General features: G+C 44.5%; 18 protein-coding genes and 1 CRISPR repeat array. All 18 genes read left to right on the top strand.

The features are described from left to right. Positions 1–87 precede the first annotated feature (87 nt). Positions 88–705, top strand: a complete 618-nt coding sequence (locus tag SYN6312_RS13695; RefSeq protein WP_015125478.1) for a J domain-containing protein — start codon at positions 88–90, stop codon at positions 703–705. A 317-nt stretch (positions 706–1,022) separates the two neighbouring features. Then, positions 1,023–4,115, top strand: a complete 3,093-nt coding sequence (gene cas10, locus SYN6312_RS13690) for a type III-B CRISPR-associated protein Cas10/Cmr2 (protein ID WP_015125477.1) — start codon at positions 1,023–1,025, stop codon at positions 4,113–4,115. After that, a complete protein-coding gene (locus tag SYN6312_RS13685; RefSeq protein ID WP_015125476.1) occupies positions 4,115–5,284 on the top strand; it encodes a type III-B CRISPR module-associated Cmr3 family protein in 1,170 nt (389 codons plus the stop codon). Before cas10 ends, SYN6312_RS13685 begins: the two co-directional genes overlap by 1 nt. Positions 5,285–5,286: 2 nt before the next feature. Then, positions 5,287–6,090 carry a type III-B CRISPR module RAMP protein Cmr4 gene (cmr4, locus tag SYN6312_RS13680; protein ID WP_015125475.1) on the top strand — a complete coding sequence of 268 codons (804 nt, stop codon included), beginning with the start codon at positions 5,287–5,289 and terminating at the stop codon, positions 6,088–6,090. Between the two features lie 63 nt (positions 6,091–6,153). Further along, positions 6,154–6,558, top strand: a complete 405-nt coding sequence (locus SYN6312_RS13675) for a hypothetical protein (RefSeq protein ID WP_015125474.1) — start codon at positions 6,154–6,156, stop codon at positions 6,556–6,558. Between the two features lie 3 nt (positions 6,559–6,561). Continuing rightward, positions 6,562–8,598 (top strand): RAMP superfamily CRISPR-associated protein, encoded by a 2,037-nt coding sequence (locus tag SYN6312_RS13670; RefSeq protein WP_015125473.1) that lies wholly within the window; start codon positions 6,562–6,564, stop codon positions 8,596–8,598. A 24-nt stretch (positions 8,599–8,622) separates the two neighbouring features. After that, on the top strand, positions 8,623–8,955 hold the full coding sequence (locus SYN6312_RS13665) for a DUF433 domain-containing protein (RefSeq protein WP_015125472.1): 333 nt from the start codon (positions 8,623–8,625) through the stop codon (positions 8,953–8,955). Beyond that, positions 8,927–9,328: a DUF5615 family PIN-like protein gene (locus SYN6312_RS13660; protein ID WP_371257362.1), complete on the top strand. Its 402-nt coding sequence runs from the start codon at positions 8,927–8,929 to the stop codon at positions 9,326–9,328. The genes SYN6312_RS13665 and SYN6312_RS13660 overlap by 29 nt, the downstream gene beginning before the upstream one ends. A gap of 16 nt (positions 9,329–9,344) precedes the next feature. Next, the gene (locus SYN6312_RS13655; protein ID WP_015125470.1) at positions 9,345–10,877 is read left to right on the top strand and encodes a hypothetical protein; all 1,533 of its coding nucleotides are present in this window, start codon (positions 9,345–9,347) and stop codon (positions 10,875–10,877) included. Between the two features lie 122 nt (positions 10,878–10,999). Further along, positions 11,000–11,275: a CRISPR-associated protein Csx18 gene (gene csx18 / locus SYN6312_RS13650; RefSeq protein ID WP_015125469.1), complete on the top strand. Its 276-nt coding sequence runs from the start codon at positions 11,000–11,002 to the stop codon at positions 11,273–11,275. 28 nt (positions 11,276–11,303) lie between these two features. Next, complete coding sequence (gene cas1, locus SYN6312_RS13645) at positions 11,304–12,287, top strand: CRISPR-associated endonuclease Cas1 (RefSeq protein WP_015125468.1); 984 nt, start codon at positions 11,304–11,306, stop codon at positions 12,285–12,287. Positions 12,288–12,294: 7 nt separating this feature from the next. After that, entirely contained in the window at positions 12,295–12,573 is a 279-nt protein-coding gene (cas2, locus tag SYN6312_RS18430) for a CRISPR-associated endonuclease Cas2 (RefSeq protein ID WP_015125467.1), read from the top strand. 187 nt (positions 12,574–12,760) lie between these two features. Further along, a CRISPR array of direct repeats spans positions 12,761–18,355; the repeat unit is 36 nt; unit sequence CTCCCTACTCGCTAGGGAAAACAATTGAATGGAAAC. A gap of 537 nt (positions 18,356–18,892) precedes the next feature. Next, on the top strand, positions 18,893–19,183 hold the full coding sequence (locus SYN6312_RS13640) for a hypothetical protein (RefSeq protein WP_015125466.1): 291 nt from the start codon (positions 18,893–18,895) through the stop codon (positions 19,181–19,183). Next, positions 19,183–19,590, top strand: a complete 408-nt coding sequence (locus SYN6312_RS13635) for an AAA family ATPase (RefSeq protein ID WP_015125465.1) — start codon at positions 19,183–19,185, stop codon at positions 19,588–19,590. Before SYN6312_RS13640 ends, SYN6312_RS13635 begins: the two co-directional genes overlap by 1 nt. After that, positions 19,584–21,119 (top strand): hypothetical protein, encoded by a 1,536-nt coding sequence (locus SYN6312_RS13630; protein WP_051021042.1) that lies wholly within the window; start codon positions 19,584–19,586, stop codon positions 21,117–21,119. Before SYN6312_RS13635 ends, SYN6312_RS13630 begins: the two co-directional genes overlap by 7 nt. A gap of 57 nt (positions 21,120–21,176) precedes the next feature. Next, on the top strand, positions 21,177–21,443 hold the full coding sequence (locus SYN6312_RS13625; RefSeq protein WP_015125464.1) for a hypothetical protein: 267 nt from the start codon (positions 21,177–21,179) through the stop codon (positions 21,441–21,443). A gap of 118 nt (positions 21,444–21,561) precedes the next feature. Then, the gene (locus tag SYN6312_RS13620) at positions 21,562–21,855 is read left to right on the top strand and encodes a hypothetical protein (protein ID WP_015125463.1); all 294 of its coding nucleotides are present in this window, start codon (positions 21,562–21,564) and stop codon (positions 21,853–21,855) included. Positions 21,856–22,086: 231 nt separating this feature from the next. Next, the gene (locus SYN6312_RS19940; RefSeq protein ID WP_156804818.1) at positions 22,087–22,260 is read left to right on the top strand and encodes a hypothetical protein; all 174 of its coding nucleotides are present in this window, start codon (positions 22,087–22,089) and stop codon (positions 22,258–22,260) included. The last annotated feature ends 20 nt before the right edge of the window (positions 22,261–22,280 follow it).

Below are 22,280 nucleotides of genomic sequence, written 5' to 3'. Positions count from 1 at the left end.
GACACGCCCCGCCGTACACCTTTTTTGACTTTTGAAACCAAAATATATATAGTCCTACGGGAGAGTCGAATCTAGTTCATAAAAATAATGAAATTTGAAAAACTGAATTGGCCCATCGGTCAACCACGAACTCCTAAACTCAGTCAAAAACAAGCAAGATTCAACAAAGATGGTAAATCAATTACGATTGCTGAGGCAAAACGGCGGCTCATTCGAGAAATCGAATTATGGACAAAAAGCGGACAAAAGTGGCGCATCCCACATGACTCTATAATCGTTACGGCCAACTGGTCAGTTACCGAAAAAGGAACTGTGCGAAGCGAAAAAGAACCGGACGATTCCGGCGTGGCAGTCTATTTTGAACTGGATGGCGAAAATTACTGTTTACCCTGCGACCAATGGAACCGAGCCGCTGATAACCTTGCTGCTATCGCAGCACATCTGGGCGCAATGCGCGACCAGGAACGATGGGGAGTCGGTACTACAAAACAATCCTTCCAAGGCTATGCCGCACTACCACCAATAGCAATTTCACCGGATGAGGAATGGTGGCAAATTCTCAAAGTCAGTCCAAATGCCACACTGAATGAGGCAAAGGAAGCCTATCGGAAGCTGGCAAAAACCAACCATCCCGATGTGGGGGGTAACCGAAAAGATTGGGACAAAATTCAAAAAGCGTGGGAGATAGCCCAAAGTCAAAAGTAACTAGGATTTCCAACACCTGAATCGCAACCAAAGGCCATGAACGGGCTTAGCTTGCTTTGAACGCCCTTCCCTCCCACATCCTCCTCCATGTGAATAATGGGCAGCCCTAAAACACATGGAGATTGGGATCATAAAGGATATTTCCTTGTGAAAAAGTGATTAGAGGCGCAACCTGATTGACATGAGGCTAAACATTGAGTCACCAGAAGCCTTTTCAGTGGTTCACCGTTAGTCGCACGAAATTTAACACTTTGTTCCTGGTGATAGGTCATCCTAATAAGGGACTATTGATTTCAAGCATTGATAATAGATAACTTATGTCTGAAATATTCTGGCAGGCCAAGATTTGGGGCCTATTACACGATCCAGTCTTAAAAGCTCTGCACGATAACTCCGGGCGAAGTGGCAACAGCTTTTGGCGGAAACTTAGGGTGATGCAGGATTGGGTTGATCAAGACATAGACCCAGAAACTTCCCAAAGTAGAGCGTTACAGCATATTCATTTGGCGGATTATGTAGCATCTGCGAGTGATCGAGGGGCAGTTGGTACAATTTCCAGTGCGGTCAATTATGGGAGAGAGGGCCTGGATATTACTCATCTCTTATCCGGGGAAACACTTCGTTTTAGGCTAAGGCCTGAACCTCATGAACGCTTAACGACTGGTCAACGGCGGGCTGAGTTTCTCAGAAATTTAGAGGAAGTTCTGTTGCCAGACAGTATTAGGCAAGAGGATGATATTAAATTTGTTTTTTGGTGGCTGTGGCGGTGTTTACCAGATCAAGTGTGTCAGCAGTTTAGCCAAGATGAAACGTTATTGCTGATGCCCGCCGAAACACGTTTACCTGATAGTTCTATTTGGAATCATGCCAGTATCACAGCCGCTCTATCCGGGGCGTTAGCAGGTTTTGACTTACCACTGGAGGAATTAAATCGTTGGTCGGGCAAAAATCAACTGTCCCATCCTTACTTAGCTGCATTTAGCTTTACGCCTGTTCAAGAGTTAATCAAGGCAAGTCGTAAGATGCGTGACTTCTGGGCTGGCTCATGGATTTTGCACTATCTTTCTGCCAAGGTGTCTTGGGAACTGGCACTGCGATATGGGCCAGACAGTTTTATTTATCCGAGTCTTTTCCAACAACCTCTCATAGATCACTGGCTATTAGAGCAGTTCCCTACATTCGAGGAGTGGATATTAGCCCCTACTGAGCGGCAACTTTTAACGGCCGGATTTCCTAATGTCTTAGTCTTAATATTACCGAAAGGGAAAGTGAAAGCGGCGATGCAGTTTGCTGAAGAGACCCTCAGGCGAGAGTGGTTAGCCTTAGGCCGCTTAGTATTTTCAGAACTTGCTGATACCCGTGGCTGGATGCAACGCTTAAGACAACTCCCAGACCTGGCCGCAGAGCATAAAACCTGGAACGGGTGGTTAGGTCAACAATGGCAAGTTTATTGGAGTTCAGTCGCTATAGGTAAAGATGGAGAAGCATTTAAAAGTGCTGCGATTCCCGAAGAGCGCAACACAGAATTTCAAACTTGGCTAACAACTCAAAACCAAGCCTTTGAGGTTAGGGGTGATAATGCACTATTTCAAACAGAGGAGTTAGCCTTTCTACGGCAGGCCTATAACTTACGCCTAGAAACACAAGGGCGACGATCCAGTGTCAACGTCGGTTCATGGTGGCCGTTTATTTTCAGCAAAGCTAGAGCTGCTCTAGCTGGAGTAAAAAATGCTCGGACGTGGGAACTCCCTACTGTTTTTAGTGTCCGTTCAACCGTCTCAGGTCTTGGCCCAGCCGTACATCCAGGCCAAGACTGGTTACCCGAGGGAGACATTAAAAAGCTATGGAAACGCCAGGCCGGGTTATTTGACGGGAAGGAACAGCTTAATGCCACCGAAACGGTCAAACGTGGGCTACATAAGGTTTTAAATCAGCTACTTGATATTTCTGATGCTACTTTTGCTGCCTCTTATCCAGACTTGACCGCAGGAGTTGCTGGCTACTTAAAAGTTAATCGTTTACATCGAGAACATCAAGAACACTTTCAAAACGCTTGTCGAGCCATTAGACGTGAGTTATGGGTTGAAGATTTTAATGCTGCTGAACTGACTGAACAGGCCTGGGGCATCCCCTGGATTGATGAACATCAACCAGATTGGGTTCAAAGATGTCACTCCCGTTTTCTTAATGCTGGCTGGTTAGCAGAGGAAGTCGAGAACAGCCAAACCCAGGCCCTAGAAAACCAAATCCGTCATCAACAGGATGCTGAATTACGCGCAGAACTCAATCAAGAACTGTTGCAATTACGCGTTACCTATCGTCAGCAAATTCAGGAAATCTTAGATAGCTACTATCCTCAAAATAATCCCACCGACTGGTATGTGTTGGCGGTTGGGGATGGTGATGAGATGAACCAGTGGTTACGGGGAACGAACTTAGAGCCATACGGTGCGTATATTCCCTCTGGACTGTCATTACCGACAAACAATGAGCAACAACAAAACCTAAACCAGGCCTTTGAACAGTTCCTCAGACTCCGTAAACGGATGGGGCCATCAACCCACAGTGCGTTAAGTCGAGCATTACTAGACTTTTCTAACCAACTGCTGCCCTACTTAACGGAACAACGCTATGCTGGTCGGCTAATTTATGGCGGGGGAGATGATGTTCTTGCCTACACCAACCTTTGGGAATGGGATGCCTGGTTATGGGATGTTCATGAATGTTTTAGGGGCGACCCTGACCCTCAGGAAAAATTTGACCATACGGGCGACTATTGGAAGTGGAACTCTGATGAACTGCCACCGAATCTCTCTGCCAGGCCCTTGTTCACGATGGGAGCTAAAGCCACTATTAGCTTTGGAGTCGTTATTGCTCATCATTCTGTCCCCCTTGCAATTTCTCTGGAAAATCTCTGGGATGCAGAAAAACAGGCCAAAGCGCACCAGGCCCCCGATGGGCAAGCTAAAGATGCGGTTCAAATCCGGGTGTTATACGGCAATGGTAATACCTTACCTGCAACTAGTAAATTTGCCACCTTTGACAAATGGCGAAAGATTTTGAACGCTATTCCAGATTTAGAAACAGCTCCAGCTCTTTTTGAACAAGCCGCCCAACTCTGGGAACAACACCCTGCCCCAACTCAAGCAGCCATTGCTCCCTGGACGATTGCCTTTTGTAATCGGCGAGACTTCTTTAACAATGACGATGATCAACGTCGAGTCTTTAGTCAGACTCTTGCTTCTTTCTTGACGGTGCTCTGGCAGTCAACCACTGAGACATCTAATTCAGGATCAGGTGGTGCTGGACGGGATCAAGAAATTCAAAACTGGCTTAAACTAGCAGCTTTTGTTCTGCGAAAGCGAATTATTGATCTTTCTACTGTCCCATCTCGTGGAGGGCAGTTGTAATGTATTGGTACACCCTGACCCCATTAGATATTCTCCTGTTTCGGGATGCAAAACCATTTACACCAGGTGAACGAGCCTGGGCTGGTAGCGTTTTCCCTCCCAATGGCCACACCATTGCTGGAGCAATTAGGGGGCTATTAAACACCGATCAGTCTTTTGTTCTCAAAGGGCCATTTCTCTGCCAGGCCCAGACCCTCTTCTTACCCAGGCCCTTAAACTATGCTGGCGTTCAACGCTTAGCCCCAATACGTTGGTTACAAGAACAAGATGAAAATCACTCAAGCATTCAAATGGAATGGGATCGACGGTTTCCGACTCCCCTGTTGCCAGAAGGTGATACAAATCCGGAGGAGGATGCCTTAAAAGTTCAAGACCAGCAAAATCAATATCGTCAATATCTACCCTCGGATATTGTGCTCAACTTATTAAAGGGAAAGTCTCTCACCGCAACCGATTCATCCTGTCCAGATGGAGAAACCCCTGTACCCTGGAGTGTAGAATCTCGCCCCCACAATACCCTTGAGTCTGGAAGTCGGCAAGTAAAGCAATCCGAAGGCTACTTTGTTGAAAATGGGATTCGTCTGCACCAGGGATGGAGCCTAGCTATTGCGGTAGATACACTTACCCATACCCAAATTGAAAAAATTGGTAGCCTAGTCCCCATGAGATTAGGAGGAGAAGGACATCAGGTTTTAGTAGAACGCTGCTCAGAACTCGATGCCCAGTGGCAGAGCCTGCAAGGGCAATCACTGCACAACTACAACACTGGGAATACTGCACTTGAGTTCAATCCCAAGCAAGCTCGTTCTCTAGCTTACTTAGTAACACCAGGAGTCTTTGAACGAAAGCACTCTGATGTTGCTACCTGTCGGGCCTGGCCCTGGGAATGGAAACTAGCAAATCCTCCCAATCCCAATCAAACAAGGGGGCCCTTAGTGAGCGTAGCAACAGAACGCCCGGTTCCGATTAGCTGCCGATTTCGCGAAGGTGGCTCCAGCATCCCCGCCCCCCAAGTATTTGCCGCGCCCCCAGGCAGCGTTTATTATCTGGAACGCCCTGAACCCTTGTTTCAAGACCAGGCCAGCGTTAATGGCAGACCCAACAAAGTCCATAACTGGCGACAGTTAGGCTACTCAGAACTATTTTGGATTCCTTACGGAGTTAATTAACTATGAACCCGATGCATCTTGTCTATCTTTATCTCCTCTCCCCTCTCCATACAGGTGGCACAACTCAGGAAGGCAATCTCTTGGGAATTGCGCGTGAGTCACACACCGAACTACCCTACATTCCCTCTAGCTCTATTCGTGGCCGGTTGCGAGCTAGTTTGTCGGATGACCAGGCCGAACAATACCGTTTATTTGGTAACGAAATTAGTGCTGGGTCGCTAGAACAGGGTGCGATCTGGATTGGAGATGGCTCAATTTTATGGTTGCCCGTTCCGTCCCTGAGCCATGGGGTGATCTGGATTAGTTCACCACTGCTTTTGAAACGCTGGGCCCGATTAAGCAAAGTAGATTGTTCTATTCCTGATGTTTCTGTTAGGTGCTTCGTTCATCCAATATTAGCAACAGGCAAGCCAGTTTATCTCAAAGATGCCATTCTCAAACCCGACCAGCTCCAGGCCTGGGATGAGTGGCAAAAATTTATCCCTATTTCTGATAAGAGCGACATCAAGCGCGTTATTGTTCTGCCCGATAAACATTGTGCAACACTGATCCAAATGAGTTTATGGCGACAAGTAAAAATTAAACTAGATGAGCATAAATCAGTCAGTAGTGGTAGTTTTCGCTATGAAGAAGCAATTCCACCTGACACCCTCATGTACTTTCCTTGGGGAGTAACCGCCCAGGCCAAGCAACAGCAAGATACAACCCGTGTTTTTGAAGGTATTCTTCGAGAGCATTCTCTTTTACAAATCGGCGGGCAGGAAAGTTTAGGACGAGGCTTTGTCCAGGCCTGGTTGGCAACTTAGGACTAGTTGAGGATTATTTCCCATCATCAAGACACTCAACATCAACGTAAATAGAGGAAATCTATGGAAATCTTTGACCCCAGAGCTATAGCCCAACCGGTTTACCAAAAACTGACGCAGTTGCGGGGAAACCTTGGCAAAGAAGACCCCGTTGTAAAGCAACAAAAAGGACAAGCCGTGCAACTCTATACCTACATCGCAACCTGGGGACTTCTGCGCCTGAAAGCCGAGGAAAAAGCACTCAAAGACCAGAAAGGAAAAAAAGATGTCGTTATCGCCTTTTTTGAAACTATCCAAGAATTATGGGCAGTCCCAAACAAAGATATTGCTAGTGAAAACGGCTTAAAAACACTAACTGAACTTGAGCCTGAGGACTACTTGGGTATAACAGGCTTAGGCTTAAAAGTTGCCCAGGAATTCAGTTTTTGGGCCACCGCAATTTACCACGATGTTTCAGGGGAGGAATGATTCATGGTTTTTGAACGTCCCAAACGCCCAGGCCAGAGTCAGTCCAAGCCTCAAGCCCTACAACGCAACAACTACGCAGCCACTCAACGCCCTCAGCCCCAAGCATCTGGGGGAGGCCGAGCTGGAAATCCGCCCCGTAATCCAGGCCAAGGCGGGCCAAACCGTAATCATCCCGGCGGTAATAATGAGCCAATCCCATCACCTTGGTTAGAACATCCACTTGATCCACAGCCTGATCCTGATTCAACTGCAAGTTTTGTCGAGTACCTCCGATGGATGAGGGAAGTTAATCGAAACCCAAATAAAGATGGTAAAGACTCCACTGATCCAAATACGAAAGTCCAAATCATGCAGATGGCAATGGGGCAGGATTATCACAAACGTCTTGAAAAACTTCATGACCGAACTCAATTGATTGCAGGCCAGGCCAATTGTTTTGAAGTCACCAGTTCTTGGCGAATTCGTGTGGGTGGGCATCGGGGGCCAGAGAGTATTTTGTTACCCGCCTTTGATGCTCTAGGAATGCCCTATATTCCCTCTAGTACGTTGCGCGGTGTGGCTCGAACCCAGGCCATCCGAGAGATTATGGAACGGGAGAACATTACGGATTGGAGAGAAGCCGAAAAACGGATTGCCCCCTACTTTGGTTCCCTAGACGCAAAAGATAACGCTAATAAAGCTGGTAAAGTCATTTTTCTTGATGCCTATCCGATGCCTAGTTCTAAAACGGCTGGCCTGGAAGTAGATATGGCCAACAACATTTGGAATTGGGGTGATGGCAATAATTTACCAGGCTATTCACCAAATCCAAATCCCTTCTTTTCACTCAAGAAATCCAAGTTTTTGATTGGAATTAAACAAACCGGGGCCTGTGACGTACAAACCTTTAATCAAGTCAAAAAGTGGCTCATTCAGGGACTTGCAGCAGGCATTGGTTCTCAGGTGAATACAGGCTATGGAGTTCTCAGTACGAATAACAAGGTTCCGCCAGGTTTTTTCCGAGTAGACTTTACTCTCGAAGGTCAACTGATTCATAGTCAACAAAAAATTGATCTTCAACAACCCTTTAAGATTGAACGAGATGGAAAACTAAAACGAAATAATAAAGGAGAATTAGTTCCAAATACAGCTTCTCAGGCTGAAGTTCGCTCTGTGGCCTTTAAGTCTATGTTGCGCTACTGGTTTCGGGCTTTTACCTTGGGTGTTATGCCAGTCAATACAGTAAAGGAATTAGAAGCTGAAATCTTTGGAGACATAAACATTAAACCAAAACCCAAACGAGGCTATCTTATAGTACGGATTGAGAATGATCAACTTGTCCAAATGAAACCCAGGCCTAATCAACAAGGGCGACAAGAGGCCTGTGGCAAACAATTAGGAACTTTAGTTTTGGATTACTCAACAGAAGTCTCGGCACAAAAAGGAGAAAACCTAGCTAAACTATCAAAATCCCTTACTTGGCTGATGTTTCACCTTGGCGGGATTGGTCAAGGGGCAAGGCGACCATGCTATTCTCGTCAAAATCGAAATAATCCTAAACCACCTTGGTGGCGGGGAGCAACTCTAAAACCTGAAAGAAATGATAATTTTTGGGAATTGCCTAAAACTCCTCAAGCAATGCACAGTCGATTTCGCCAACACTTAGATCAGTTCTACCAGGCCCTATCGCAATTCACCCAGGCCAACATCAATCCCCGCAATCTAAGACCAAATGGTGTAGTTCGCAATAATCAATGGAAAGAGGCGATTGATGCACATTGCCGAATTTTAGTGTGTTCAGGTAGAGAGGATTATGGTAAGCCCTATGCCTTAGCACAACTTCATCATCCACGATTTAAGCAAGGGAACTATTATGACGGAAACTTATGTGGACAGGTTGGAGGGCCTGGGGGTGTTAAACCTTCTCCCGTTTGGATTGCGGATTTAGAACACTATCAGATTGTGACAGTATTTGGAGCCACCGAAGCCCCACGTTCTCGATTTATTGAAGAACTTAATACTAATGCCGAGGCCTGCTTTCAAATCTTTCCTTTTACTTAATATCCCAGGCCTTGAGAGAACCCTATGAACTCAAAACTAGTTGAATCACTCACCGATGCAATCATAGCCTTACCTAAAGATGACTATGATCTGTTTCAAAACACCTTAGTTTCCAAAACAATTCAGAAAACCCCTGGAGTTTGTGGTGGCTATGCCTGTATTCGAGACACACGCATTCCAGTCTGGACAATCGTTTCTTTGATTCAACAGGGAGCCAATGATCAAGAACTCTTAATTGACTTTGAAGGATTAACAGGTCTTGACTTATTAATTTGTCGTAAATATTATCAAACTCATCTAGAGGAAATTGACACCCTAATTCTGTCCCATGCCCAGGAGAAGGATTGGGATGTTTAGCTTCTATGTCAATGAAAATCTATCCTCTATTATCGTGAAAGAGTTACGGCACTTAGGATATGATGTGTTGACCTCCTACGAAGCTGGTAATGCCAATCAAAAAGTCCCTGATGAGCAGGTCTTATCCCTAGCAACTGAGCAACAGCGTAGTGTAATCACCCATAACCGAGATGATTTCTTGAAATTACACCGCAGTGGTTTCAGCCATGCTGGAATCATCGTTTTAAAAGAAGATCGTGAACGATTAAAGCAAGTTTTCGTACTCCATCAATACTTAATTTCACAAGAGTCCTTGCAGGGACGCTTCATTCGAGTCTTAAGGCAAAATCAGCAAGGTCTGTCTGAAGCTCAATTTATCATTAAAGAGTACTAACCCAAAGGATTGAAATATGAAAACCTTGATGATTACCGTTGGTACACGACAAGTTGGCTGGCAGTGTAGCAATGGTATTGTTCGCTCCTTAGGAGCTGATGGAGATCGAGGGCATCCACACCATATTGATGAACTCTATGCTGAATTTGGACAAGAACGAGGGTTTCATAGTGATGCCCCAAATAATGAGCTTCGCTGGGCATCCTGCCATCTGGGAGAGTTAATTTACCACCTTGCTGAAGTCTCAAAGGATTTTAGTCCGGTTGAGCTATTGATGGATGGTGTGATCTTATCTCAAGAAGTTAAGAATGGTCTGGATCGAGTAATCCTCTGGGGGACAAACCAGCCCGATACAGTTTCCTGGAGATTTCGCCGCTCAGATACGTTATGGCTGGCAGAGTTAATGGCTGCAAAAATCCGACAATCCTACCCCGACCTGATTGTTAAAACCTGGAATCCACTCCTTGATGCCGATAACATTGAACAAATTCAGAAGCAACTGATGGAGTTTTTGGTCAACGATATTTTAGTTGAAGCAAGTACGAATGATGAACCGCACATTCTTCAAATTCAGACTAAGGGGTCAATTCCTAAAATTGCCAATAGCTTAGAAATCTGTGCCGCAGCCTTAATGCGTAAATGTGTTGTTGAACACGTGATCCCTCAAGAGCCAGAAGAAGCATATCCTGTGGTTTCAGAGGGTCATAGCAGTGCTTCCCCTGCGAGTCATTACAGCCTGATGAGCCTAGGAGAATACTTTTGGCCAGTCGAGCGTGAACGAATTCTTTCGGCATGGAAACGGGGTGATTTTGCAGAAGCTAAGGTTTGGCTGGCAGCCCATACGGATCGTTATCCTGTCGTTTATGCTTTGGCAGAGTACCTAACTCTGGCGAGTAACTGGGAGTTAGGAAAAGCTCTTAATAATTTCTCTGAATTTCTGAATAAACACCCCCAAGTTACCGGAATAACTAAGACTCAACGCAATCAGTGGTTACAAAAAATTCAGATTATAAATAAGCCAGAAGAAAGACAAACACCAGAGAGTAAATTTACTATTCTTTGGGAGTTAAGATTGTTTATTTCTTTAAATTTCCAACGTGAAAATTACACAGCAGCATTTATGCAGTTCTTTCAAATTTTGGAACGATTGTTATTTTGGAGATTTAAAAGAGAAAAATGGATAAAAAATGGATATATTGTTATTGCAGAGAATAAAAAACATATCTCATCCAAGAACTATAAAGCCACTTTTGGTGAATTGCGGATGGGCTGGCAAGCGTTAATGGGCTTGCAAGACCAGTCCCCAAGCATTCAGATTTTAAAATGGATGAATGAAAAACGAAATGCAGTTGTACATAGTAATCAATCTGTCTCAATAGATGAATTAACCTCGATTGTTACTGAGCAATGTGAATCTTCTAAAGATATGCAACTAGCTGAGAGACTCATATCATTCATTGAACATTTCTGTCCTGAAAAATTGGAGCCTCCAGACAATACTCTTCTCGAAGACCTCTATCACTGGGGGCTGGAGCAACTCGAAAGTTAAAAAAGCTATCTGAATTTAAATCCTTCTACTGGAAATCTTTGTCAATCGCACCAAAAAGTAGTCTACGCTAGCAGGCCTGGATATCTTGGAACACATCTCCTTCCAACTCAGGTTTTGCAACCATGTATATCTCTCATCGTGCCATCCAAATTCGCAATCTAACCCAGGCCACGGTCAACGGCAGCTTAACCCTCATCATTTTATTAATCGCCCCCTTAGGATTAGCAGCGGTCATCATCAATACTGTCTTAGTCACTCTAGCCAGCTATTTAACCGCCACCATTAGTGATCGCGTCATATATTATCTCCAAAAAGACTCGATACGGGCAGAATTAGTCAACAATCCCCATGAGTCCAAAATTCAGAAACGCTCCCAATCTAGTGACTTAGACCGCTAACTACACAGTCCCATTGCGAGATATACCTATGAAATCGCTTTATGTATCGCAGCAAGGGTGCTATCTTTGCCTGTCTCAAGAGCAAATACTGATTAAAAAGGGTAAAACAACCCTTAATCAGGTCCAACTCCCCCTAGTTGAACAGATTTTAATTTTTGGTAAATCCCAGGTCACAACCCAGTTGATTCGTGCTTGCCTAGCCCAAGAAATTCCGATCCTTTATCTTTCACGCATGGGCTACTGCTACGGCAGAGTTTTGCCAATTCAGCGAGGCTATCGACAACTGAGCCGCTATCAACAACTCCTGACCCCAGTGGATCGGCTTTTAGCAGCCCAGGCCATTGTGACCGCCAAGCTAAAAAACAGTCGAGTCTTCTTAATGCGGCATCACCGTTCACATCCATCAACCAATTTGGAAATGGCAATTCAGCAACTCGGCTACTTAATCACTAAAGTCCCCCAAACAGACACTATTGAGCGACTACTCGGGACTGAAGGTGCTGGTGCTGCCATCTACTTTGCCACATTTGGAAACTGCATCCAAAATCCAAATTTCATCTTCATTGCTCGCACACGCCGTCCCCCAGGAAATCCGATTAACGCTATGCTGAGTTTTGGCTACCAAGTACTTTGGAACCATCTCTTAAGCCTGATTGAACTTAATGATCTTGATCCGTATCAAGCCTGTTTACATCAGGCCAGTGAACGACATGCGGCCTTAGCTTCTGATTTAATCGAAGAGTTTAGAACTGCCATAGTAGATTCATTAGTTATCTATATGATCAATCGCAATATGATTGACGCAGATCAAGACTTTGAATTTATCAATGGTGGTTGCTATATAAATGACTCAGGACGTAAAAAATACTTGCAAGCATTCTTAAATCGTATGGAAGAAGCAATCGGCCCAGACCATCAACTCCGATGGGACTCCTTAATGCAACAAGTTAAGCGATTTCGGGAATTTGCATATGCTCCAAGTCGTAAATATCAACCCTATCTAATTCGCTAATTGACCAATGTTGCTTTATATTATTGCCTATGACATTCCGTGTAATAAGAGGCGCAAAAAAGTATCTGACTTACTTGAGGGCTATGGAACCAGAGTCCAATACAGTGTATTTGAATGTATTTTAAGTAATAAAAAATATTGCGAACTCAAAAGACGATTACTCAAAAGAGTTAACGTTAATGAAGATCATTTGAGGTTTTATCCATTGTCTAAACACACACTAGAAACTATAGAAGTTTGGGGGGGATCACCAGTTATTAACCAGGCCACTTCAACGATTATCTAAGATATTTATCGAGGCTTGCTGTCAATCATGGAAAACTCCATCTTCTCGTTCTCAGCCTCGATGCCCTATGCAGACAAGGATTTCGACCATATCTCACACCAATGTTATGCAACAAGAATATTCTCCCCAGTTTTGCCTCGCAACTTGTACCTAGACACTGCTCTCTACATAGGTTTTAATAGAAGGACTCCCTACTCGCTAGGGAAAACAATTGAATGGAAACGTAACCTCAGCCGTATCCGCCGTTAATTCGATTAATCTCCCTACTCGCTAGGGAAAACAATTGAATGGAAACTAGACTAAAAGACTGCGCTGACGATTACTCACTAGAACTCCCTACTCGCTAGGGAAAACAATTGAATGGAAACAAAATAGAAAAGGGATTTAACAGTGAGGACGAAGACTCCCTACTCGCTAGGGAAAACAATTGAATGGAAACACGAAAACAACGCAAGATTATTAGATTTACTGACGCCTCCCTACTCGCTAGGGAAAACAATTGAATGGAAACCCAATATCGGGAAGAGATTTACAATGATCTTGCAGTTCTCCCTACTCGCTAGGGAAAACAATTGAATGGAAACTTAGAACCGATGGCATTAAACAGATTGATGTTTTTCTCCCTACTCGCTAGGGAAAACAATTGAATGGAAACTACGTCTTGATGTCTAAGGGGATTTCCTGCTTCTTCTCCCTACTCGCTAGGGAAAACAATTGAATGGAAACTTTATAGGTACGCAATGCTTCGTACAACGTAAGTGCCTCCCTACTCGCTAGGGAAAACAATTGAATGGAAACGTACAGAAGGGTACAGGGAAAGTAGTCCAGGTCAACTCCCTACTCGCTAGGGAAAACAATTGAATGGAAACGTCTATTCATATCAACAAGACGGATGCGAATCTAACTCCCTACTCGCTAGGGAAAACAATTGAATGGAAACTGACCTCCAAACAAACACTTCAGAACACGGATATAACTCCCTACTCGCTAGGGAAAACAATTGAATGGAAACTGCGTTTCTTTTAAGGGCTTTAGCAGCCCTGCGAGTATCTCTCCCTACTCGCTAGGGAAAACAATTGAATGGAAACACTGTTGAAGGCGTATGAAAGGCTTAAACCATCTCGTCTCCCTACTCGCTAGGGAAAACAATTGAATGGAAACTCGCTATCGCCCGCTTCAAAGGTTTCATACAGATTTCTCCCTACTCGCTAGGGAAAACAATTGAATGGAAACAGGTGTTGTTAATGGAAGAATGGAAATCAAATTCAACTCCCTACTCGCTAGGGAAAACAATTGAATGGAAACACAAAATAACCAGTGCCATGGGAATCATAGTAGAAACTCCCTACTCGCTAGGGAAAACAATTGAATGGAAACACGGCCTACGATAACTTCAGCCTCAATCGTGTTAGCTCCCTACTCGCTAGGGAAAACAATTGAATGGAAACTTACTAGAGACGAATTTATAATCATTCTCCTTATAACTCCCTACTCGCTAGGGAAAACAATTGAATGGAAACGCGACTTTCAATGGGTAAGTATTTTTAGGTGCTTGCTCCCTACTCGCTAGGGAAAACAATTGAATGGAAACGTAAATCGGCAGATGAAGCTGCGAGTTTTGCTGCCACTCCCTACTCGCTAGGGAAAACAATTGAATGGAAACCTGAACGAGATTGAGAAAGGGAATCCCACCGTTACCCACTCCCTACTCGCTAGGGAAAACAATTGAATGGAAACCTTAGGGTGGCAAGTGGGTACTGATTGCAGTGTAACCTCCCTACTCGCTAGGGAAAACAATTGAATGGAAACGTAAATGTTCCAACAGCGTTTGCCCGTTCCCGAATGCTCCCTACTCGCTAGGGAAAACAATTGAATGGAAACTAATATCTTCTACGACATCGCAGGATGTGTTATTTCTCCCTACTCGCTAGGGAAAACAATTGAATGGAAACCTACCTGAAACAGTTGAGAATCAGGCATTAATTTTATCTCCCTACTCGCTAGGGAAAACAATTGAATGGAAACAAAATCCTTTAATTTACGTTTACTAGCTCCTCTACGCTCCCTACTCGCTAGGGAAAACAATTGAATGGAAACACTGCTTCTTTTACTCGAACGTACTCTTCGTCATTGCCTCCCTACTCGCTAGGGAAAACAATTGAATGGAAACGTAGTATCTGTCAGAGAGTACATTCAACTGCATCTTCTCCCTACTCGCTAGGGAAAACAATTGAATGGAAACAGGTTATCAAGGTCTAACAAAAAGAGAGTTCGACACTTTACTCCCTACTCGCTAGGGAAAACAATTGAATGGAAACCCATACAAAGGATGGAAAACCGATCCATTGGGATTATTGCTCCCTACTCGCTAGGGAAAACAATTGAATGGAAACTCAAAATAGGGGGTTGTTCTGGTTGCTGATCGTCTCTCCCTACTCGCTAGGGAAAACAATTGAATGGAAACTGAACACACAAAAAATAAGGATAGCCTAGTATTTACTCCCTACTCGCTAGGGAAAACAATTGAATGGAAACTAGAAATAACAGTCATAAATGCATACCCTAATAAACTCCCTACTCGCTAGGGAAAACAATTGAATGGAAACTTGTAATGTGCCTTACTGTCACCAAGGATAGTTAACTCCCTACTCGCTAGGGAAAACAATTGAATGGAAACTATCAAAGACAAAGCAACCATGCTAGGCAAATAAACTCCCTACTCGCTAGGGAAAACAATTGAATGGAAACTTAGGCATTAAGCCTATAGCCTATCTGAGAATCGACTCCCTACTCGCTAGGGAAAACAATTGAATGGAAACTGAGTACATAAGAATCGTTGTTATAAATGACTTCCTCCCTACTCGCTAGGGAAAACAATTGAATGGAAACTCTTGCAGTTGCTTAAAGCGGTTATCCACTTTCTCTTGCTCCCTACTCGCTAGGGAAAACAATTGAATGGAAACACTTCCATCCGTTCCAATTTCTTCAAGTGTAAATTCGCTCCCTACTCGCTAGGGAAAACAATTGAATGGAAACTCCCTTCGTTATGTGTACGGTGTGTGAGGGGATGACTCCCTACTCGCTAGGGAAAACAATTGAATGGAAACAAATTCGATATAAGGCGCATAAGTAAGACGATTCTGATCTCCCTACTCGCTAGGGAAAACAATTGAATGGAAACCGCAATGAGAAGAGGCTTTGAAAACGAAGTTTCTTCTCCCTACTCGCTAGGGAAAACAATTGAATGGAAACACGATAAAATAAATCAATACAGTCACCTACTCTAGCTCCCTACTCGCTAGGGAAAACAATTGAATGGAAACTTTAGAATATCAGATTCGCAACGATAAACATCATCTCTCCCTACTCGCTAGGGAAAACAATTGAATGGAAACTTAATGAACGCCCCCTCTCACGGCAAATACTTCAACGCTCCCTACTCGCTAGGGAAAACAATTGAATGGAAACTTGGATTGCGCGGACTCATTGGATTCCACCTGCAACTCCCTACTCGCTAGGGAAAACAATTGAATGGAAACTTGTTGTAGTACGCAACTAGATCACAGTAATACTCTCTCCCTACTCGCTAGGGAAAACAATTGAATGGAAACATAAGATTCGTTATTGTAGATGACTTCGGTTTTGTTCTCCCTACTCGCTAGGGAAAACAATTGAATGGAAACCTTTACACCCGTTAAATTTGTCCTCATTCTCTGACCTCCCTACTCGCTAGGGAAAACAATTGAATGGAAACAAACTTCTGGACGGCGCATTGGCATTCATGTAGTCAACTCCCTACTCGCTAGGGAAAACAATTGAATGGAAACGAGACAATGAAACATTTTTAGAAATTTTAAAATCTACTCCCTACTCGCTAGGGAAAACAATTGAATGGAAACTGAAAACCCGCATTATGGCAAGCCAGTAAAGTCGACTCCCTACTCGCTAGGGAAAACAATTGAATGGAAACCGAATGGTTTCCGTTCATCCTTGGTTGTCACTTCAACTCCCTACTCGCTAGGGAAAACAATTGAATGGAAACCAGTTATAAAGATAGTGTCGGCGGGCCGCAACATCCTGCCTCCCTACTCGCTAGGGAAAACAATTGAATGGAAACCCAACTCCAGCCAGCTATCTTGCAAGACTCTGGCCCTCCCTACTCGCTAGGGAAAACAATTGAATGGAAACTTATTTAGTGACGGAACCCTAACCCCGTCAATTGCTTATCTCCCTACTCGCTAGGGAAAACAATTGAATGGAAACTATCGGCCGGTGTAGGCCATTGATACAGACGATTCGGCTCCCTACTCGCTAGGGAAAACAATTGAATGGAAACATGTTTAAGGTAGCTCCGACATTGCCTGCAACACACTCCCTACTCGCTAGGGAAAACAATTGAATGGAAACATGCTTCTCAGCATTTACCAGTGCCCAAAAGTATTCTCCCTACTCGCTAGGGAAAACAATTGAATGGAAACCAGAATACACTTGTGTAAAGGGTTTAGCCTTTCCACCTCCCTACTCGCTAGGGAAAACAATTGAATGGAAACGTGAATAGAGTCCCATTCACCTTGTACCAGGTATAGCTCCCTACTCGCTAGGGAAAACAATTGAATGGAAACCTACTTGGATAAAAACCGTTTAACGTACCCTCCCTATCTCCCTACTCGCTAGGGAAAACAATTGAATGGAAACTTGGGATTCCAAAAGTATTCAGGTGAATATTTCTGCTCCCTACTCGCTAGGGAAAACAATTGAATGGAAACCGTACCCAATAGCGTAGTAAAGGCTCCTGTAACTGCTCCCTACTCGCTAGGGAAAACAATTGAATGGAAACTAAGAACCCACCTACAGAGTCCGGGGTTTGTCTACCCTCCCTACTCGCTAGGGAAAACAATTGAATGGAAACTTCCCTAGAAGTTTTGGGAAAAGATAGTAACTATACCTGCTCCCTACTCGCTAGGGAAAACAATTGAATGGAAACACCAATCATTTCCGGCCAGTCTCCTAAAAAAGGTTGACTCCCTACTCGCTAGGGAAAACAATTGAATGGAAACATTGAATCTAGGTATGTAGCAGCATATTTTTCCATCGCTCCCTACTCGCTAGGGAAAACAATTGAATGGAAACAAGGATTGTAAAACGTCCCGATTCTGCCAGATTTCCCTCCCTACTCGCTAGGGAAAACAATTGAATGGAAACTACAAGCATAATAAGTTGGTAAATCCATCCACTAACTCCCTACTCGCTAGGGAAAACAATTGAATGGAAACAGGACAGAAAACACGGCGGGGTCAAACTGCTTTTTAGCTCCCTACTCGCTAGGGAAAACAATTGAATGGAAACATCAGGTAATTCCGAGGCCAGTCTTGCTGCGCTTGAACTCCCTACTCGCTAGGGAAAACAATTGAATGGAAACGACGCACTTGAAGCACTTCAGTTTTTACCTGAAGAACTCCCTACTCGCTAGGGAAAACAATTGAATGGAAACTTTCTTGCTTACGAACCGAGCACCGATTCCTTTGACCTCCCTACTCGCTAGGGAAAACAATTGAATGGAAACTCAAATTGTCAAGCATCTCAGCGATAATTCCGGTATCTCCCTACTCGCTAGGGAAAACAATTGAATGGAAACCATAAATAGACTCCCCACTCAGATGCCCATAGAGATCTCCCTACTCGCTAGGGAAAACAATTGAATGGAAACAAGATATTTACTAAAACCTTCATTCTTTCTCCTTAGACTCTCCCTACTCGCTAGGGAAAACAATTGAATGGAAACATTTGTTCGTAAAAATCACTGTAGGCGGCCTTTTTAGCCTTCCTACTTGCTAGTCCCGTTGCATTCATCCCTCCCCTTGCCTATATTCCCCAGTCTAAAAGCGCATGGAATGACAGGCATGGAAAACAGGGGTGTAGACATCCGCTCCCCTGCCCCTTAGATAATGCTTAACCCAGACTAGATATCGAACTGATGGGCCTGTTGTCCAGCCTCTAGACTATGCAACAACAACATCTAACGACACCCGGCAATTAGGGACAAACGGTCGTACCCTTCAGTCAGATCACCTAGCGTCAAACACGAAACGAGCAAAGCCTACTTGCTCTCGGCCGGTGACGGACAGAAACCGGAAACGTGGGAATCAAAGTTCTCGCACCGTCACCGGCCGTGGGGGGGTGCTAAAACCGCCCCCCCTTGCCCCCCAGGTCACGCTCACTCTGTTCGCTCCATTGCTTTCCCCTAGAACAAACACAATAAAGTTCAAATCAGAACAACAAGAATGTCCTTCGGAAAGGCAGATGTAACTAACGAGAAAAAATGTTAAATGTAGCAAACGATAAGCTCTTTAACGGTGAATTTCACTCAACCCTTGAGGGATTAGACCTCTACGAATCAGCCCTCAGTTTTGAGATTAAAACCTTCCCAGACCTGGCCTCAGACGAGGAAAGAAAAGACCTCGAACTTGTTAGGTCAATCCGAAATGAATATCGAGAAAAACTACTCGAAATGGAAAAAGAACTCATTCAGGAATGGTCGGGCAAGTCGAGCATCCACGACCAGATCGTTGCCTGTATTCAAGAAAACGACTTTACAGGACTGGCGTTTTAATGCTGCTGATCCTCAGAGGCTTACCAGGGGCCGGAAAAACTACCCTGGCCAAACTACTAACCAAGCATGAATGTAGCGCAGACGATTTTCCAAATCTTTACCAAAACGGACAACTCCAAAAAATTCTAGTCCCTGCGTCCCATGCCTGGTGCCAGCAAAGTATCAAGGAGTACCTGGAACTCTACGACAACGAAGAAATAATCGCAGTCCACAATACCTTTTGCCAAAATTGGGAGATCAAACCCTACATTGAAATGGCCCAAAAGTATGGCCACGACTTCTCTGTAGTCACAGTTGAAGGCAATTACGGCAGTATTCACAATGTCCCGCCAGAGGTAATGGAATCCATGAAAGAACGGTGGGAGTCTTTCAGCCTGGATGTCATTAATGCAGAGACACCATGCTGAAGCCAAAGGAACAAGGACTAGCCAACCTCGCCGCTATTGAAGCCGTACAGCGGCTCGACTCTGGGGAGAAAGACCCAGCCCTATTCGAGGCCCTCAAACAGTTCAACGGATGGGGCAGTATTTGGCAAGTCTTTCGTGAAGATGCCAACGGATGGGCCAAGGACTGTCAGAAACAACTCAAAATCTTGCTCAGTTCAGAAGAATTTAGCGCAGCGCGAGCCTCTATCCTGAATGCTCACTACACTGACCCAGAGATTATCAAAGCAACCTGGCGAGTCATCCAGGGACTCGGCTTTACAGGCGGAACCGCATTAGAACCCGCCTGTGGAACTGGCCTCTTTATTCGCCATGCCCCGCCACAACTCCCTATCCAATGGACAGGCGTAGAACTTGACCCTATTCCGGCCAAAATTGCCCAATATCTAAACCCAACAGCGACCATCTACAACCAAGGATTTGAAACCGTCGTCATGCCAGACGACCTCTTTGACCTGGCCATCAGCAACGTGCCATTTGGTAGTTACAAAGTCCACGAACCTCGCTACAACAAGCTCGGTGTCTATATCCACTCCCACTTCATTGCCAAGATGACCGACTTAGTACGCCCCGGTGGCCTCATTGTCGTCATCAGTAGTACCGGAACCCTGGATACTGACCAGAATGAACAATTCCGGGAATGGCTATCCCGAAAAGCAAAGCTAGTTCATGCGGTACGCCTACCCAACAACACCTTTAAGGAAATGGCCCACACCGAAGTTACCACCGACCTCATGTTTTTCCAAAAGGTACGAGAACCTGGATTGGCAGTCTGGATCAATAGCAAAGTCACCAAAGAAACCGAACAGCTTGGCCAAAACCTGAAATTAAACGCATATTACATCCAAAATCGCCAACGGCTCCTTGGAAAACTATGCTTGGCCACCCTATACGGCGGGGAAACACTCGGTCTTGAAAGTACCGGCCTCAATATTCCAGAAGCCATCATTAAGTCAGCCGCATGGGTACTACCCTGCTACAAGAGCGGGCCCCACAACACCCTAAGAACAATCCCACCCGAACTGCAATACCTCAAGTCCTACCAGTTTGTGCGCCATAACAATCGGATTTATCAACGAGTCGGCTCTACCCTGGTGCAAATTGATAATCACAAAGACCAAATCATTGACCTGATGGAGCTATCAGAAATCCTTGAGTACCTCATCAGCATCCAAGGCACGGCCAGTGAAGAACACCTGGCCATAGAGCAACAAACCCTCAGCAAAAAATATGACAGCCTGATTCGCAAATATGGCTACATCAATAGCAAAAACAATGAAACCGTCTTTGGTGATGACCCGCGCTACCCTGGCCTACAATCCCTGGAAACCACCAGCCTGAAGAAAGCGGACATCTTTACTAAACGCACCAGCAAAATATACCAAGTCCCTGACTCATTCCAGTCAGCCGAAGAAGCCCTCATTCATTGCCTTAACGTCAAAGGCAGAGTTGACCTGGACTGGATCAAGGAACATTACTGTCCTGCCGAGTAATTACCGGAAACCAAATAAATGGAATACACTCTACCACTGTCCTCAAGGAGAAAAGTTATGACTACTATTTATTTCAATCCCACCCCCGTTATTCCCATTGATAACCCATTCCACAAAATGGTTGGGGTTCCTGATGGGTATCTACTAGCCTGTACCTCTGATGCGTGTTTTTGTAACAGCATTTTTCAAGACGTGGTTGCAAGATTTCGGGCAATAGCAGACAACCCTAATGTTGATGTAACTATTATTAGAAGCATCTTATTTGTCTCCCCATCAGTAGCCGCTAAAGTTTACGCCAATCCGAAATTAGCCCTACTCCGCTAATAACCACAACGCCACTCACAAAGGAGTATGTCTATTGACCCAACCCAAAACGAATGGGTAACAGCCGAGTTGACCTCGACTGGATTAAAAAACACTACTGTGCTGCGGAGTAAAGAATGTGAAATGGAAAGCTGAACTGAAAATTAGAGACTTGATCACAGACGAGAACCTGGAAGGAGATGCACTCAAGCATCGTTGCAAAGAACTCGCAAAACGGCTAAACCAGTTCCTACAAAAGCAAACCAGCCTGTTCCTACAAAACCCCTATGGAAAAGATGATTTTGAAGAAATCATCTTTTCCTTTGAAAGCTATATTCAGACCCTTGATGAGTTCAACGAGGAACTAAAAAACCTTTGGGATTGGTGCGATCTGTACGGAGTGTGGGTTCCTTTCGTCAAAAAACCGGAGTGATATGTCTGAATACCTTAAACCTCCCACCTACTAGAAAAAATGGAATACATCAAACCCCACCTCCCAATCCCACTACTCGAAAGCCAGACAACTCCGCAATATCATTGCATACGGCGACTACCCACCGGAAGTCTGGGAAGAAGCAGTGAAATACATTCAAACTCATAATTCAGAATAAACCAAACAACCTCTGGGATGAGTGTCAATCCCTTACATCAATAGGAGAAAAAAGTGGTAAAACAATACGATCTATGGCTATGGCAACGGCTATCCCAACTAGCCAAGGCAGAAGGCGGGATCGAATCCGAAGCCAGAAAACTACGAAATATAATCGGAAGCGGAAAATATTGCGAGGAAGATCGGGAACGGGCCATCGAGTATGTAAAAAGCCACGATGCAGATTAAGTCCTACGGACTAAGTGACG

The sequence above is a fragment of the Synechococcus sp. PCC 6312 genome (genome assembly GCF_000316685.1).
Lineage (GTDB): Bacteria > Cyanobacteriota > Cyanobacteriia > Thermosynechococcales > Thermosynechococcaceae > Pseudocalidococcus.
The sequence above is the reverse complement of the archived record's forward strand: the minus strand, read 5'-3'. Positions and strand labels throughout refer to the sequence as shown.